General features: G+C 70.5%; 15 protein-coding genes and 2 pseudogenes. 13 read left to right on the top strand and 4 right to left on the bottom strand.

The features are described from left to right. The 4 genes and pseudogenes from IEZ21_RS21660 to IEZ21_RS21645 form a co-directional block, all read left to right on the top strand. Positions 1 to 915: pseudogene (locus IEZ21_RS21660) on the top strand (hypothetical protein); the annotation flags it as partial. Between the two features lie 386 nt (positions 916 to 1,301). Next, positions 1,302 to 1,565: a Trm112 family protein gene (locus tag IEZ21_RS21655; protein WP_189323580.1), complete on the top strand. Its 264-nt coding sequence runs from the start codon at positions 1,302 to 1,304 to the stop codon at positions 1,563 to 1,565. Next, positions 1,562 to 2,512 carry an FkbM family methyltransferase gene (locus IEZ21_RS21650; protein WP_189323579.1) on the top strand — a complete coding sequence of 317 codons (951 nt, stop codon included), beginning with the start codon at positions 1,562 to 1,564 and terminating at the stop codon, positions 2,510 to 2,512. Before IEZ21_RS21655 ends, IEZ21_RS21650 begins: the two co-directional genes overlap by 4 nt. Further along, positions 2,400 to 3,011 (top strand): hypothetical protein, encoded by a 612-nt coding sequence (locus IEZ21_RS21645; protein ID WP_189323578.1) that lies wholly within the window; start codon positions 2,400 to 2,402, stop codon positions 3,009 to 3,011. The genes IEZ21_RS21650 and IEZ21_RS21645 overlap by 113 nt, the downstream gene beginning before the upstream one ends. Here the strand turns inward: IEZ21_RS21645 and IEZ21_RS21640 are convergent. Beyond that, positions 2,980 to 3,873 carry an ATP-grasp domain-containing protein gene (locus IEZ21_RS21640; RefSeq protein ID WP_189323577.1) on the bottom strand — a complete coding sequence of 298 codons (894 nt, stop codon included), beginning with the start codon at positions 3,871 to 3,873 and terminating at the stop codon, positions 2,980 to 2,982. The genes IEZ21_RS21645 and IEZ21_RS21640 overlap by 32 nt on opposite strands. A gap of 164 nt (positions 3,874 to 4,037) precedes the next feature. Between IEZ21_RS21640 and IEZ21_RS21635 the strand changes: the two genes are divergently transcribed. Together IEZ21_RS21635 and IEZ21_RS21630 are read left to right on the top strand one after the other, a co-directional pair. Then, positions 4,038 to 5,105 (top strand): MerR family transcriptional regulator, encoded by a 1,068-nt coding sequence (locus IEZ21_RS21635; RefSeq protein ID WP_189323576.1) that lies wholly within the window; start codon positions 4,038 to 4,040, stop codon positions 5,103 to 5,105. Positions 5,106 to 5,255: 150 nt separating this feature from the next. Beyond that, complete coding sequence (locus IEZ21_RS21630) at positions 5,256 to 6,242, top strand: ribosome-inactivating family protein (RefSeq protein ID WP_189323575.1); 987 nt, start codon at positions 5,256 to 5,258, stop codon at positions 6,240 to 6,242. 53 nt (positions 6,243 to 6,295) lie between these two features. Here IEZ21_RS21630 and IEZ21_RS21625 read toward each other — a convergent pair whose 3' ends face one another. After that, positions 6,296 to 6,721: a GyrI-like domain-containing protein gene (locus IEZ21_RS21625; protein ID WP_189323574.1), complete on the bottom strand. Its 426-nt coding sequence runs from the start codon at positions 6,719 to 6,721 to the stop codon at positions 6,296 to 6,298. 233 nt (positions 6,722 to 6,954) lie between these two features. Between IEZ21_RS21625 and IEZ21_RS21620 the strand changes: the two genes are divergently transcribed. After that, positions 6,955 to 8,646: an alpha/beta hydrolase gene (locus tag IEZ21_RS21620; protein WP_189323573.1), complete on the top strand. Its 1,692-nt coding sequence runs from the start codon at positions 6,955 to 6,957 to the stop codon at positions 8,644 to 8,646. Between the two features lie 182 nt (positions 8,647 to 8,828). Beyond that, a pseudogene (locus tag IEZ21_RS21615) lies at positions 8,829 to 9,401 on the top strand (GntR family transcriptional regulator); the annotation flags it as partial. 98 nt (positions 9,402 to 9,499) lie between these two features. Here the strand turns inward: IEZ21_RS21615 and IEZ21_RS21610 are convergent. Then, positions 9,500 to 9,658 (bottom strand): hypothetical protein, encoded by a 159-nt coding sequence (locus tag IEZ21_RS21610; protein ID WP_189323571.1) that lies wholly within the window; start codon positions 9,656 to 9,658, stop codon positions 9,500 to 9,502. Positions 9,659 to 9,887: 229 nt separating this feature from the next. Here IEZ21_RS21610 and IEZ21_RS21605 point away from each other — a divergent pair, with 229 nt between their 5' ends. The 5 genes from IEZ21_RS21605 to IEZ21_RS21585 all read left to right on the top strand — a co-directional run bounded on the left by IEZ21_RS21605 (position 9,888) and on the right by IEZ21_RS21585 (position 14,608). Further along, entirely contained in the window at positions 9,888 to 10,103 is a 216-nt protein-coding gene (locus IEZ21_RS21605) for a helix-turn-helix domain-containing protein (RefSeq protein ID WP_189323570.1), read from the top strand. Then, positions 10,100 to 10,564: a Clp protease N-terminal domain-containing protein gene (locus IEZ21_RS21600; protein WP_189323569.1), complete on the top strand. Its 465-nt coding sequence runs from the start codon at positions 10,100 to 10,102 to the stop codon at positions 10,562 to 10,564. The genes IEZ21_RS21605 and IEZ21_RS21600 overlap by 4 nt, the downstream gene beginning before the upstream one ends. Positions 10,565 to 10,596: 32 nt before the next feature. Continuing rightward, a complete protein-coding gene (locus IEZ21_RS21595; protein WP_189323681.1) occupies positions 10,597 to 11,418 on the top strand; it encodes an ABC transporter ATP-binding protein in 822 nt (273 codons plus the stop codon). Continuing rightward, the gene (locus tag IEZ21_RS21590; protein WP_189323568.1) at positions 11,415 to 12,251 is read left to right on the top strand and encodes an ABC transporter permease; all 837 of its coding nucleotides are present in this window, start codon (positions 11,415 to 11,417) and stop codon (positions 12,249 to 12,251) included. Before IEZ21_RS21595 ends, IEZ21_RS21590 begins: the two co-directional genes overlap by 4 nt. 284 nt (positions 12,252 to 12,535) lie before the next feature. Continuing rightward, complete coding sequence (locus IEZ21_RS21585; RefSeq protein ID WP_246568005.1) at positions 12,536 to 14,608, top strand: zinc ribbon domain-containing protein; 2,073 nt, start codon at positions 12,536 to 12,538, stop codon at positions 14,606 to 14,608. On the opposite strand, the gene IEZ21_RS21580 is transcribed toward IEZ21_RS21585, so the two are convergent. After that, positions 14,591 to 15,529 (bottom strand): helix-turn-helix domain-containing protein, encoded by a 939-nt coding sequence (locus tag IEZ21_RS21580; RefSeq protein ID WP_189323567.1) that lies wholly within the window; start codon positions 15,527 to 15,529, stop codon positions 14,591 to 14,593. The two genes, IEZ21_RS21585 and IEZ21_RS21580, sit on opposite strands and share 18 nt — an antisense overlap. Positions 15,530 to 15,625: the final 96 nt, after the last annotated feature.

Here is a 15,625-nt window from a genome sequence, read left to right as displayed (position 1 = left end):
ATGTGGTGGGGGGTAGCCGCGGCGCTGCTGGCGAACGTTCTGTACAGCACCGGTTTCGTCCTGGAGAAACGGGCGCTGACGGCCATGCCCTCGGTGAGCGTCCGCGAACCGGCGCGCCTGCTGCGCCTCGTCCTCGGCAGCCCGCTGTGGATCGGCGGCTCCATCGCCCTGGCCAGCGGCTTCGGTGCCCAGCTCATCGTCTACCGCACCCTGCCGATCGCCGCCGCCCAGGGCATCTTCGTCTCCGGCCTGGTCATCCTCGTCCTGCTCTCCTCGAAGCTGCTGGGCGAGGAGACCTCCGGCCGCGAGCGGTACGCACTCGGCGCCATCCTCGCCGCACTGCTGATGGTCGTACTGTCGCTGAACGAACGCTCCGACACCGTCAGCCGCAGCGCCCCCGTCTCGACGATCCTGCTGGTCTGCCTGCCGACCCTGGCGACGGGCGTCTGGCTGTACGGCTCCGCCGAGCACCGCGCGCGGCGCCGGCACCGTATGCCGACCACGGGGGTCGAATACGGCGTGGCGGTGGGCCTGTTGTACGGGGTGAGCTCGCTGGCCATCAAGGGCGTGTCGAGCTACCTGACGACGGACGGCCTCGGCGGAGCGGTGCTCGACCTGCTGGTCTCCCCGTATCCCTACATCTTGATGTTCACCGGCGCGTTCGGCCTGATCATGTCGCAGGCGGCGCTGCAACGCAGCCGGGCCTCGCTGATCGTGCCGGTCTGTACGACGGTGACCTGCCTGTTCACGGCGGGGCTCGGCACGCTCGCGTTCGGCGAGGCGCTTCCCGAGGACCCGGTACGGCTCGCGCTGCGCCTCGGCGGCACGGCGCTGGCGGTCTCCGTACTCCTCGCGATGCCCAAGCACGACCCGCCGGCGAAGCCGGAGCCCCGCCCGTCGGATCCGACACCGCCGTCGGAACCGGAACCGGAGCCGCCGCCGGTGTCGGCATGGTTTTCGAAGTCCTCCGGGTGGCCGACGGAGCCCGAGTCCCGCTCGGAAACCGAACCGCCTCCGGACCATGAGGACCATGAGCCGACGTCGGAATCCGAGCGGCCGTCGCAGTCCGAACAGCCCCCGGATCCCGAGTCCCTGTCGGAGCCCGACCAGACCACGGACCCCGAGTCCCCGTCGGAGCCCGACCAGACCACGGACCCCGAGTCCCCGTCGGAGCCCGACCAGACCCCGGACCCCGAGTCCCCGTCGGAGCCCGAGCGGCCCTCTGAGTCCGAACCGGTGCCGGAGTCCGAACCGGCATCCAAGCCCGAACGCCCCACCCCCACCCGAGAGTTGACCCCACCATGAACCCTGACGACCCGCTCCTGAAGATCCTGGCCTGCCCGCTGGACAAGGGGCCCCTGCACCTCCTCGCACAGGAACCGGAGGAGCCGGGAGGGCCGGGCGACGCCCTCTACAACCCACGCCTGCAACGCCGTTACCCGATCATCGACGGCATACCCCAGCTCCTCCCGTCCTCCGGCGAGCAGGTGACCGAGGACGAACACGAGCAACTGCTGCTGCGTATAACTGGGGGAAACCCCCAGACCCCCGGGATCACCTCATGACCCTGGCGGCCCGTCTAGCCCCCTTCATCCCGCTCCGCGTCGTCGCCGCGGCGGCCCGGTTCGTCTACCCGCGCTTCGAGCCCGAGCTGGCCCGGCTCCCCGAGCTGTGCCCGCCGGACTGCGGCACGGCCGTGGACGTCGGCGGCTGGTACGGCCCCTGGACGCGCCGTCTGTCGGACCGGGCCCGCCGTGTGGTGACCGTCGAGCCGGTGCCGCACCTGGCCCGCTTACTGACCGACGCCACCCCCGGCAACGTACGGGTGGTCCGCGCCGCCGCCAGCGACCGCCCGGGCACCGCCCGGCTGTGGCTGCCGCCCGGCGACCAGGGCGACCGCGGCGTCTCCTCACTCATCCGCCGGGACATCCACGCCCGCGCCCTGGACGTCCCCTGCGTCACCCTGGACAGCCTGGACCTCCACGACGTCGGCTTCGTCAAGATCGACGTCGACGGCAACGAACTGGCGGTCCTGCACGGCGCCACCGCCCTGCTGACCCGCGACCGGCCGGCCCTGTTCATCGAGCTGGAAGCCCGCATCCAGCCGATCGCCCCGGTCGTCTCCCACCTCGCCCAGCACGGTTACGAGGGCTGGGTCCTGCCCGGCGACACCTGGCTCCCCCTGTCCTCCTTCGACCTGGAGGCCCACCAGGAGCGCGCCTCCCACGTCGTCTCCCAGGGCCTGGTCCGCCGGGTGCTGCCGTTCCGCGGCCACCGGTACATCCGGTACGTGAACTCCGTCCTGTTCCTCCCGGACGGCCGCCGTCCGGGCGAACACCCCGTACGCGACGAGCGGTCCGTACGCGACGATGGAACGCGTGTCCGCGAGGATGGGACACATGCCCGCCGCGAAACGACCCACCAGCCCCTTCACCCGGCTCGACTTCCAGCTCGTCCTGCTGCGCCGCATGGCCGACCACAATCCGGACCTGGTGGAGGAAGCCCGTCATGAGCTGGGCGTCTCGATCGCAGAGATGCGCGAGGCCAACCGCCGCTGGCAGGCGATGATCCGCGGCCCCCGCTCCCGCTCGGCCGCTTCGCGCTACCACTCCGTCCTCGGCCAGCCGGAGTCGGTCACGACCCGGAAGATCGGCGACCTGGAGTGCGAGGCCCGGCTCTGGCCCGTACCCCTGTGGCCGGACCTCCGCTTCGAGGTGCTCCTCGCCCCGAACGGAGCGATCTGGAACGAGTGGCTGGTACGGGCGCCGGGCGCGGCCGGTCTTTCCTTGCGCACGCTCGACGACCTGACGCCCTGGTCCTGCACGGTGGACGAGGCGGCCCACGCCTTCGCGCCCGTCCAGCCACTGGAGGGGACGGCGCCGACGCGGTGGGGGCTGAAGTTCACGGCGCCGGACTCTTCGGGCGTACGACGGGACTGCGTGGCGGAGTTCACGTGGGGACTGTTGCAGCGGGTGGCCGTCAGCGGGCAGGCCGCTGCTGAGCAACCTTGACGATCGCCTCCGCGACGACCGGCACCGAGTCCGCGTGCAGCGAGAGGAAGAGGTTCGGCTCGATCAGCTCCAGCTCCATCACGCGGGGCTCGCCGTCGTCTCCGTCCACGAGGTCGACGCGGGCGTAGAGCAGTTCGGGGTCGCCGGGTATCGCCGCCAACGCCCGTTCGGCGACGGCGAGTTCGGCAGGTGTCGGCTCCCAGGGCCGCAGGTTCGGGTGCGGGACCTTGGCCTCGTCGTACGCGGTCCCGGGTTCGAGGACGGCGCCCTTGCGTATGGCATGGAGGAAACGCCCGCCGAAGAACTGCAGTGCCCGTTCGCCCGCCGTGTCGATGCTCCGTACGTACGGCTGCACGATCGCGGTCAGCCCCTCCGCGTGCATCCGCGCGAGATGACGTACGGCCGTCGCCCGCTCCCCCGGCGCGTAACGGGCCGCGTACCGGGCCCCGGCCCCCGAGGTGGGCTTGATGACGTACTCCTGCTCCTCGGGCAGGTCGACCGGGTCCCCCGGAGCGAGAAAGCGCGTGTCGACGACAGGAACCCCGGCCGCCCCGAGATCCCCCAGGTACCGCTTGTCGGCGTTCCAGCGCACGACATCGGCCGGATTTGCGAGCGTCGTGGCCTGCCCGCACCGCTCGGCCCAGGCCACGAACTCCTCGGCCCGCCAGGTGTAGTCCCAGGTCGACCGGATCACGGCGAGATCGAAGTCGCCCCACTCGACGTCCGGTTCGTCCCAGCACACGACGACGGCCTCGGCCCCGGCCTCCTCCACGGCGCCCGCGAGCACCGGCAGGTCGCGGTCGTATCCCGTCTCCTGCACCTCTCGGCAGGTGACGAGCGCGATGCGGGTGCTGTGTGTCACGGCGGACTCCTCGTTCGTACGTCGATTCCGGTGCGCCGGTCCTTCCCGGCGATCCGGCCCGCAGGCTAACAAGCGGCAAGGAACCGCAACTCATGGATTGACCTTCACCTTTGGGGAGGCCACAGCATCGGTTCAGGACGAGGAACGACTGACTAGGTGGGCGCATGGACATGCTGACGATCGGGGCGTTCGCCAAGGCGTGCCGACTGTCACCGAAGGCGCTTCGGCTGTACGACGAGCTGGAGTTGCTGCGGCCGGCGCGGGTGGACCCGGAGACCGGGTATCGCTACTACGCGCCGGAGCAACTGGAGCAGGCGCGCCTGGTGGCGTGGCTGCGGCGGCTCGGGATGCCGTTGGCTTGGATACGGCAGGTCTGCGCGCTCGAACCGGCGTCCGCCGCGGCGGAGATCCGCGCGTACTGGGCGCGGGTCGAGGCCGAGACGGCGACCCGCCGTGACCTGGCGGCCTTCCTCGTCGACCACCTTTCACAGGTTCCGAGGAAGGACACCACCATGCTGGAACTGCGTTACGCCGCCCTCTCCGACACCGGCCTGGTCCGCCCCGCCAACCAGGACACGGCATACGCGGGCACCCGCGTCCTGGCCGTGGCGGACGGCTTCGGTCCGGCGGGCGCCCCCGCCAGTACGGCCGCGGTCGAGGCTCTCAAGTTCCTGGACACCGAGCCGCTTCCGGCAGGCAGTGTCCTCAACCTCCTGGAGGACGCGGTCCAGGGAGCGACGCAGGCGGTCCAGGACGTGACCCGGAACCCCAAGGAGGACGGCACCACACTCACCGCGATGCTCTGGACCGGCTCCCAACTGGCCCTGGTCCACATCGGCGACAGCCGCGCCTACCTCCTGCGCGACGGCGCCCTCTTCCAGATCACCCACGACCACACGATGGTCCAGTCGATGCTCGACGAAGGCCGCCTCACCCTGGAGGAGGCCATGGCCCACCCCCAACGCGCGCTCCTGCTGAAGGCGTTGACGGGCAGCGGACTGGCTCCCGCTCCCGACCTCCGCCTGCACGACGCGCTGCCGGGCGACCGTTATCTCCTCTGCTCCGACGGCCTCTCGGGCGTCGTCCCGGACGCGGAGATCCAGAGCGTCCTGACAACAATTCCGGCCCCGGAGCAGGCAGTTCGCGCCTTGGTCATCGCGGCGAACAACAACGGCGGACCGGACAACGTGAGTTGCGTGGTCGCCGACGTCGTGACGACTGAATCACCTTGAGTACTGGGGCACTTGTGTACTGACAGGTAGGGACATTTGCCTCTGGTGACGTCCGGGCTCCCCTGAAAAGACTGGCCGCCCCGCACGGGATCCTGAGCGATCCCATGTGGATTCTGAGCGATCCATCTGTGCACCAGAAGGAGCCCCCACATGTCCCCCATGTCCCCAGAAGCAAAAGCAGTCGTCGACCGGGCCGGCGGGCGCGGCCACAAACGCCGTTCCCGCTGGCTGACCGGGAAGTTCCTGGTCCTGTTCCTCGCCATCGCCACGCTGCTGGGCGGTGGCGCCCTGGTGGCCCCGCAGTTCCAGGACGATGCCAGCGCCATCGACGACGGCAGGGACATCGTCTGGGACATCAACGGTGGCCCGAAGGCGTACCAGGACATGATCAAAGCGGTACGCCAGCGGGCGACCAATGGGGCGGTGCTGCGGGAGGGCGTGCTGCAGACCGATCCCACCCTGGATCCCAAGGACCACAGGAACATCTTCGCCGTGGAGCTTCGGCACAGCGGCGTCGCCGAGTCCTCGGGGGCGCCGCGTATCCGCCTGCTCATGCGGGCCCGGGACCTGTTCGTCATCGGCTGGCACCTCACGACTTCGGCCTCGGGTGAGGGCGGCGACATCGTCTACTTCAAAGGCGACGACCCCGGCTATCTCGGCGCAGACCCGCGTACGGCCGCGGCCAGGGTACAAAGCCTCGACTTCACGGGCAGCTACACCGATCTGGAGCGGTTCAGCCGCCGGAATCGGGCCGGCCTGACGCTGAGCCCGCAGGTGATGGAGCAGGCGTTCAGGAATCTGCGCACCTCGGTCGAGAGGCTCCCCCGTACGGAAGCAACAGCCGACGCCGCGATGCTCTTCATCATGACGATCGCCGAGACCGCGAGGTTCGACCCGCTGGAGCAGGCGTACCGGGCGCCCTTCGACGGCGGCTCGCACACCATCTCCACAGCCGAAGCGGAGCTGATGAACAGTTGGGGCAACGCATCGACCCAGCTGGTCAACAACCTCAACGACCGCACTCCCATCGACCTCCGGATCCAGGACCCGAACCCGGACGAGGTCGACTTCATCGCGAACACCGCAGGGTCGATGGCCGCCATCCTCGCCATCGCCCTCCTTCAGTCGAAAAGCTGACGACGAGGGGTGAGGAAAGGCGCAAGGCCACGGCTGTGGGTGCCGATCCGGTGTCACGACCGGATCGGCACCCACAGCTCGATCTGGTCGTGCCGCCGGTAGAACTCGACCAGGGGCCGGGTGTCATCGACCGGCAGCATCGCCTCCAGCTCGGCCATCCCGTCGCCGATTCGCTCATAGATCTGGGGCGGGTCGCCGACGAGGCGACCGCGCAGGTAGGAGCCTCCTGGCAGGGTGCCGAGCTGCAGGTCCAAGAGGTCGGGGCGGTCGTCCTCCTTGACCGGCGTGCAGACCGTGTAGGTGTTCTGGCGTACGTCGATCTGCGCGTACATCTTGCGTCCGCGCAGCCCGACCAGCTTCTCGAACGACGGCCAGAGCTGCTGTATTTGAGGCAACTCGTCGACGGTGGCCTGCTGCATGACGGTGACGTCCGGCCGCTCAATGCGATCGGGCGGGGCGGGAAATACCGAAGGTGTCATGGCACCGAATACAAGCACTCGGCACTGACATCCGGCCCCGAGGCAGTACGAGGTGGACTGAGCTTGCGACCGGGCGCCGGGCATGGCCGCCGACGACACCGTGACGCGTGGTTCGACCATATGGCCGCGGCCGGCTCGCGCGCGTTCCCGGGACGCGGTGCCGTGGACACGGATACGTGCCGATGTTCCCCCGCACAACGGGCGGTGGGCGCTCAGCCGTGAAAGGACGACCCATGCACATACCAGGACCGACAGCGCGCCGTCGAAGTTACGCCGCCGTCGTCGCCGCGCTGATGACCTGCTCGGCCTCTTGGGCCGGGCAGGACCTGGCCGTGGCCGGCGGAGCGCCCACACCGTCGGTGCCGGTTCCGAAGCTGAACTGGAGACCCTGCACAGAGGGCAGCCCGTTCGACTGCGCGACCGCGAAGGTACCGCTGGACTACGACGATCCAGGTGGCCGCAGCATCAAACTGGCAGTCGTCAAACGGAAGGCGACCGGCCCCGGACGTCGCATCGGCACTCTGTTCTTCAACCCCGGCGGACCCGGCGGGCCAGGAACGGTCCAGATGCCACAGAACTACGAGTCCTTCCCGCGCGAGGTGCGGGAGCGGTTCGACATCGTCAGCTGGGACCCCCGCGGCATCGGCAACAGCACCGCGGTGAACTGCTTCGCGAGTCCTGAGGAAGCCGCAGACTGGAATGCGAGCAAAGCGGCGGGCTTCCCGGTGGGAGAGAAGGAGCGGGCGGCCTTCACCGCCGCGTACGAGGAACTGGGCCGGCGCTGTGAGCAGCGTGTCCCCGAGCTCCTGCGCCATGTGTCGACCGCCGACAACGCTCGCGACCTCGACCAGCTTCGCAAGGCGGCGGGCGATCAGCAGCTCACCTACTACGGGATCTCCTACGGCACGTACCTGGGCGCCACCTACGCGAACCTCTTCCCCGGCAGGGTCCGCGCCATGGTCTTCGACGCCGACTGGGACCCGCAGGCCTGGACGGACAACGCCTCCGACGAGGCCCCCCGGACCACGTCGTTCCAGCGCTTGGGCTCCGGCCGCAGCGCCGCGGAGACCGTGAACCGGTTCCTCACGTTGTGCGGATCCACGACGGCCGCCCGCTGCGCGTTCTCCGCCGGCAGCCCGAAGGCGACCCAGGACAAGTACGACCAGCTGCTGCAGCGGCTCCGAAAGGAGCCCGTGGGCTCGTGGACCTCCGCCAGCACGGTGGCTGACGTGGTGAGCAGCCTCTACGACGTCCAGCTCGGAGGGACGGAACTCGCCGGCAGGCTGCAGGACCTGTGGCAGGGCCGCGCCCCGGAACCGTCCCCCCTCCCGCCCCCGCCACCGGTCCCCAACCCGAATCCGTACCTGGGCGAGGAACAGAGCACCGCGGTCTTCTGCGGCGACAGCCCCAACCCGCGGGACCCCGGTGCGTACCACACCCTGGCAGAGGCCGCCGCCGCCCGTGCGGGGGACACCGGACGCTACTGGATCTGGGCCTCCGCGGGCTGTGCCTCCTGGCCGGCGGTCGCCGAGGACCGCTACCGCGGCCCATGGAACAAGCCGACGGCGAACCCCATCCTGGTGGTCGGGAACACCTACGACCCCTCAACTCCCCTGTCGGCCGCGCAGGCCATGGCGAAGGAGCTGGCCAATGCCCGCCTGCTGACCCACGACGCAGTCGGGCACACGGCACTGTTCAACCCAAGCGGCTGCGTCAACTCTCATGCGAGCCGCTACCTCATCGACGGCGCCCTCCCGCCGACCGGAACAAGGTGCCGACAGGACGCGCCTCCCTTCGCCGCACCCAAGCTGGCCGAGACCGGTGGCAACACCACCATGGCCAATCTCGCGGGTGTCAGCGCGGCCCTCCTCCTCACCGGCGGCGGACTGCTGTTCGCCCTGCGTAGGTACCGCGCCACCCGCTGACTCTCGACGAAGACGACGCGGTTGGTTCGACCTCTGAGCGCACAGTGGGGCGCCCCCGGCCGCCAAGCCGGGGGCGCCCCACTACTGACAACACACGTCGGGGCCGCCACCCCTGACGATCCGCTCGAGGCGCACCACGGCTTTCGGATCCGTGCACTCCACGCGCGGTCCGGTGGCCGTCCGTAGGGCGGGCCGGCGCCGCCGTCACGGTGCGCGAGCATCGGCAGCGGACCATGCGCCCGGCTTCGTACATGTCACCGGCTGGGCCGGGTGAGCCGTACCGCTGGCTCACCGAAGTGGAGAAGCAAGGGGCGCGAGCACGGAGCAAGTTGCTCGAAGTCGCGGAGGTACTCCCTCCCGCGGATGTCGCCGAGGCGCTGAACCTCCCAGAGGGCGGTTCGGCGGTCCTGCGCCATCAGCTCCTCCTGATGGACGATGAACCAGCCGAACTGGTCAAGTCCTACCACCCGTTGGAGATCGCACGCGGCACCGCGATCACGGAACGCCGCCGAATCACGGGCGGTACGCCCGCACTTCTCGCCGACCTCGGCCACCCGCCCCGGCTCAGCGTGGACAGGGTCTCGGCCCGCGTCCCCACCCAGGAGCAGTACAAGGCGCTGCGCCTCCCCAGCGATCTCCCCGTGCTGCGCACCCTCCGAGTCGTCTACAGCGATGACGAACGGCCCATCGAAGCGACCGTCATGGTCAAAGCCGGGCATCTCTACGAGCTGCAGTACGAGTTCACGCCCGACTGAACGGCTCGAAGGCGCACGGGGGTTCAACGGGGAACATGGCGCAAGTCAGCGTGCCGGGACAGCGACGGGCGGCCGACGCCGCCGGGTCTTGGTCGGCATCAGGGTTCTGACAACGGCTGCTGGATCGTTGCGTCAGCGTCTGCCGGGCCGTCGGCGACGACGTCTCCCGCGTACGGGTAGACGGCCGGGCCAAGGGCGGTCAACGCGCGCAGTTCGGCAGCTGCAGGCCAGGCGTGGTCCGCGGGGTGTTTGCTCATGAGCGTTGGGGGTCCGGCTGGGGCAGCCGGGCTTCGCTGGCGTCGGCAGCCACCGGCTTGGCGTACCTCGGCTTGCATTGCGCCAAGGCGCTGCTGGGTGGCGGTGTGGGTGCGGCAGCCCCTGTGCCTGCCGAGCCGGCGGCGCAGCCGCCGTCGCGGGTGCGGATCACCTGAGCGGCTTTAGCAACTGTGGTTGCTTCGACCCGATTAGTCAACTACGGTTGCTTCCATGTCCAGCAAAGATCCCGCGGACGCGCTTGCGGCCGTCGCCGCACTGCGCCGCCTTGCCGATCAGCTCGAAGACGCCGCCGTCGAACAGGCGATGCGGTCCGGCTGGAGCTGGCCGCAGGTCGCCGAGGCGCTCGGCATCACGCGCCAAGCGGTCTACAAGAAGCACGCCAAGCGGCTCATCGCCGCCGGAGTCGCATTGAGGAGGCGGGGATGAGCCGGTTCGACACGTATCTCCAGTCGGTCGTGGTCCGGGCCGAGGTCGAGGCGAAGGAAGACAGCTCGGCGACCATCGACGCACACCACCTACTGCTGGCGGTGGCCGCCCAGGACGGCACCGACGCACAGCGCGTGCTGCACGCGGCCGGCCTCGGCTACGAAGCGCTCAAGGACGCCCTGCACCGGGAGTTCGCGCACAGCCTGGCCGCGGCCGGAGTATCGCTCGACGACTTCGAGCTGCCGCGAGCGAGCCAGGACCCCGAGCGCCGCCTCCGACCGGGCGCCTCGTTCAAGCTCGCCATGGAGCGGATGGCCACCGCGCACCGCAAGAAGGACCTGCACTCCGGCCACCTGCTGCTCGCCATCCTCCAGGCGGAGGTCGGCACCCTCCCGCGCGCCCTCGCCCTGGCCGGCGTGGACCGGGCCGGGCTCATCGAGCGGGTACGGAGCGCGCTGTGACGCAGGCCGCCCTGAGTGTCGAGGGGCTGCGTATGCGCTACGGCAGCACCGACGTCCTGCACGGGCCGACGTTCCGGGTGCAGCCAGGCGAGGTGGTGGCGCTGCTGGGGCCGAACGGCGCGGGCAAGACCACCACGGTCGAGATCCTCGAGGGCTTCCGTATGCGCTCGGCCGGCCGGGTGCAGGTGCTCGGCGCCGACCCGGCACACGCGGACGAGCGGTGGCGCGCCCGGGTGGGCGTCATGCTCCAGTCCTGGCGTGACCACGGGAAGTGGCGGGTCCGGGAACTCCTCGCCCACCAGGCCTCCTACTACGCCTGCTGCGCCCGCGTCCCGTGGGAGCCGGACGAGCTCATCGACGCGGTCGGCCTGGCCGGGCAAGCCGACCAGAAGATCACAACGCTCTCGGGCGGGCAGCGGCGCCGCATGGACGTGGCGCTCGGCATCGTCGGCCGCCCCGACGTGCTGTTCCTCGACGAACCCACCACCGGCTTCGACCCGCAGGCCAGACGCGAATTCCACGAGCTGGTGCGTCGCCTGGACGCCACGATCCTGCTGACCACTCACGACCTGGACGAGGCCGAGAAGCTCGCCGACCGCATCGTGATCCTCAACCGCGGGCGGATCGTCGCCGACGGCACGCCGCACGAACTGGCCCGGCAGATCACCGGCGAGGACCGCGTCCAGTGGCGGCGCGGTGAGCAGCGCTTCACCCGGTCGACGCGGCAGTCGACCGACTTCGTACGCCGGCTCTTCCAGCAGCACGGTGAGGAGATCAGCGAACTCGAAGTCCACCGCGCCTCGCTGGAGCAGACCTATCTGGCACTGGTGCACGAGGCGGAGGATCCACGATGACCTGTGCGATACGCGCCGGCCTGAGACGCGGCCTGATCGAGTTACGGCAGTCGTTCACCAACGGAGCGGAGCTGTCCAGCCATCTGCTCTGGCCGCTGCTGATGCTGGGCTCCCTGTGGTTCATGCGCGACGCGGAGTTCGGGAGCACGGGGCTGCTGCTCGGCACCCTCGCACTGCCGAGCATCCTGGGCATGAATGCCTCGTTCGGCATGGTCACCATGGGCCAGCTGCTCACCGCGGAACGCGAGGACGGCACTCTTCTGCGTGCCAAGGCCACCCCGAACGGCATGATCGGCTACTTCGTCGGCAAGGTCGTCTCGGTCTCCGGCGGGCTGCTGGCCGACTTGGTGATCTTCCTGATCCCCGGGCTGTTCCTCATCAAGGGGCTCGACCTCGGTGCGGACGCGTGGCTGGGCCTCGCCTGGGTGCTGGTACTCGGCATGATGGCCACCCTGCCGATCGGCGCGATCCTCGGCTCGGTGTTCACCAGCGCACGCTCGCAGGGGCTGATCCAGCTGCCCGTCCTCGGGATGATCGCGATCTCGGGCATCTTCTATCCGGTCACCGCGCTGCCGGAGTGGCTGCAGTGGATCGCCCAGGTGTTCCCGGTCTACTGGCTCGGCCTGGGCATGCGCTCCGCACTGCTGCCGCCGGAGGCGGTGGCTGTCGAGATCGGGGAGTCGTGGCGCCACCTGGAGACGGTCGGTGTGCTGGGCGCCTGGACGGTGCTCGGCCTCCTCGTGGCACCGGTCGTGCTGCGCAGGATGGCACGCAGGGAATCCGGTTCCAGCGTGGCCGCGCGCCGCGAACGCGCCCTGCAGAAGGCCAGGTGAGGCCGGCGCCGAGTCGGCTGACCACCCCTCGTGACGGCGGTCAACACCACGGCTCGCGTCGACTCGCCCCGGCTCGCCTCAACCCATCCGGGGCAGAGGCGGTACGACCAGTCAGGGTCACTAACAGCGGACCGACTGGCTTGGGGTTTCTTGGTGTTGCCGTGATCCTTCCTCTCTCCTCGGGGCCCTTGCGGTTACTGCGTGACCTTTCCGGACGGAGCGCGTTGTGTAAGTGAGTTCGATGATCGGACAGCAGTCTTGGGTGGCCGGACGGGAGTGACAGGATGCGGCGGAAAGTCCGGCTGGGTGAGGGGCAGACGGAGCGAGTGGCGTGCGCGTCGGCGTCCGCGTTCCGCGGCCTGGACACCGTCACCGGCGAAGCCCTGGGCGCCGATGCGCTGGCCGGGCGGGTGGGCTGGCTGACGGCTCTGGTCGAGACGATGTGCATGTCAGTGACCGGCGCCCACTGGAACCGCCCGGACCTGGCCCAGCTCGCCTCCGGGCGGGACCTGTCGGGGCAGCGGCTGCCGTCACATGCGTGGATGGCGCTGCGCATGCTGGGCTGGGCGGCCACCGTGCCCGCAGGTCTGTACGTTCCTGACCGGGTGCGGCGCATCGCCGAGGAGCAGGCCGGGCGGGCGCTGCGTTCGGCCTGGTGGCGTACGCAGATCACCGACGCGGTGCTGGCCACCTGGCCCACCGGCCCCGACGCCGATCCGATGCGGCGTACCGGGGCCGAGTGGGAGGCGCTGCGGGCGGCCTGCCCGGACGGGCAGGCGGTGGCGGCCTCGGTGCTGCGCGCCCGCACCCGGCAGAGCGCTGCCTTCCAGGCGGCCCATGACCGGCTGCCCGCCGACATCTGTGAGCTGGAGGCGGCTCCGGGCGGCGGCCGTCAGGTGGTGCTGGCCGCCGCGGACAAGCAGCTGGCCACGCTGGCCCGCTGTGAGGAGGACCCGGCCCGCTACGCGGTGCTGACCGTACGTCTGCCGGTGCGGCCCGATCCGCGCACCCGGGGTGACTGGCACCCCGTGGTGATCCGGTTCCGGCTGCCGCCCACCATCGACCACACCGCGGCCCTGCACACCCCGACCCTGCGCCTGCGCGCAGGGCGGCTGCGCCTGGACCTCGCCCACACCACCGCTGTGCCCACGACCCGGCGGGACGGACATGCGCGGGCGGTGGCCTTCGACTACGGGCTGAACACCCTGCTCACCGGCGGGAGTCTGACCCTGACCGGCGGCGCCCAGCCGACCGTGCACACGAACGGGCAGCCGGTGTTCTTCCGCCCGGACGGGATCCTCGCCAAGGCCGACCGGCTGCGTGTACTGGCCGAACAGCTCTGGGCCAAGGCCGCCCACCTGCAGTCCCTGACCGACGGCCACGCCGCGCGCGGGCTGCGCCCCGATCCGCTCACCGCGGCGAAGCTGGCGGTGCTGCGCACCGAGCACGCGCGGGTGAGCAAGCGTCGTACGCGGCTGAACGAGCAGCTCGCCCAGGCGGCCGCCCACTTCATGGTCGGCCACGCCCGCGCCGCGAAGACCTCGGTGATCTACCTGGAGGACCTGCGGGACATGGAGGCCCGCGGCAAGGGCCGCACACTGAACACCCGCCTCTCGCAGTCGGTGCGCGGGCAGATCGTCGCCCACACCCGCCACCAGGCCGCGAAGTACGGGATCGCGGTGGTCATCGTCCCGGCCCGCGGCACCTCCAGGTACTGCCCCAGATGCCTGACCGCCTTCCGCTACTGCGCCGCCCCCGACCGCACCACACCAGGCTGGAAATGGGCTGTCTGCCCCAACACCGCCTGCGGCTACAGCGCGGACCGGGACGTCGCGGCCTGGCAGCGGATCGGCGCCCGCGGCCTGACCCACCAGCACACAACCGTCCTGGACCGCGCGAGTGGTACCTATGTGATCCGCCGCACGGTTCCGGAGCTGGACCGGCCGGTCCGGCACACCACCCACCCCGGACCCGCCATTCCCGACGGTCCGCAGCAGTCTGCTGCCGTGGACCGGACGAAGGCGGGCCCGACGAGAAACCGCCCTGTGCCCAGGCAGCGACGCAGGGTCCCCGCCCCACCCGGAACACCCGCAGCAGCGGGACCGGGTGGAAAGCGTCCGGCGGGGCGGACGCCCCAGCCACCAACCCGCCGCACCCAGCGGCGCGGACGGCGGCAGGCACCGCACACGATGAGCACCCCCACCCGGCACCAGCCCCGTGGGGCCAGACTCGGCGCAGGCTTCCACCTGCACACCCACGCCACCCCCGTCACACGACACGGGCGGCCGGGACCACAGCCGAGATCACTTTTCCACCGGGACCGGGCCGAAAACCCAGCCCTACCCAGGAAAACCTAAGCTCATCCGAGACGCTTGATCCGCGGCACGCAGGGCTCGCGCCAGCCACTCCAGCTCCTCGGTAGCGTCGGGAGACGAATACTGTCCGCGCACGCGGGCGACGAGCCTGCGGTAGCGTTCCGCCTCTGCCTCGATCCCGGCCTCCAGGCACAACAGCACGGCGGCCCGATCGGCGTCGCCGAACAGCTCGGACAGCACTTCGGCCGCTGCCGGTCCCTCAGGGGCGATCCCGCGTTTTCTGACCTCCGCGACGGTCTGCACGACCTGCCTGGCCCACCAGATGGACGCCCCGGGGGGACGGCTCTGCCCGGGGACCGGGGTGCTCAGCTCCAGCATGGTGCGCATCCGGGCGCGGAACCCGGGGTCCCGCACCAGCTCGGCCAGTTCGATCCAGGCGTCGACCTGTTCGGGTGTGGGGTCGTCCGGCAGTTCGATGCTGAAGGTGCGCAGGCGGTCACGCAGGTGCGGGTCGACGGTGAGACCGCCGAACACCTCCTCCTTGAACTCGTCGATGATCTGCTTGCGTTCGGCGGCGGAAAGCCGTGCCAACCGGTTCATCAGTGCCGTCTCCTCAGCGGTCGAACCACGTTTCGATACGGTGGACAGGACGGCCCGGCTCACCTTGAGGGAGCGGATCTGCGCGTCGAGCGCGGCCACGTGCGCGTCGGCGACCTCGGCGACCGTGGTGCGGCCGTTCAGGACGCGGCACACGTCGTCGAGCCCGAGGCCCAGCTCCCGCAAGGTGCGGACCAGCTCAACGCGGGCCACGGACTCGGCGTCGTACAGCCGGTAGCCGCTTGCGGAGCGGGCCACGGGTGGCACCGCTCCCTCGTCCGACCAGAAGCGCAGGGTGCGCACCGAAAGTCCGGTGCGGTGCGCGAGCTGGCCGATGGTGAGCACGTCGGGGCGTTCGTCTTCCATGGGCGAGATCCTGGACCCTCCAGCCGCTGGAGACTCAAGCGCCCGGGCGCGCGAACTCCCAGGACGTACGGGCGCATCGCGGGCCCACGACCCCTG

Source organism: Streptomyces flaveus (genome assembly GCF_014647675.1).
GTDB lineage: Bacteria > Actinomycetota > Actinomycetes > Streptomycetales > Streptomycetaceae > Streptomyces > Streptomyces flaveus.
This window is presented reverse-complemented; position numbering and strand designations above follow the sequence as displayed.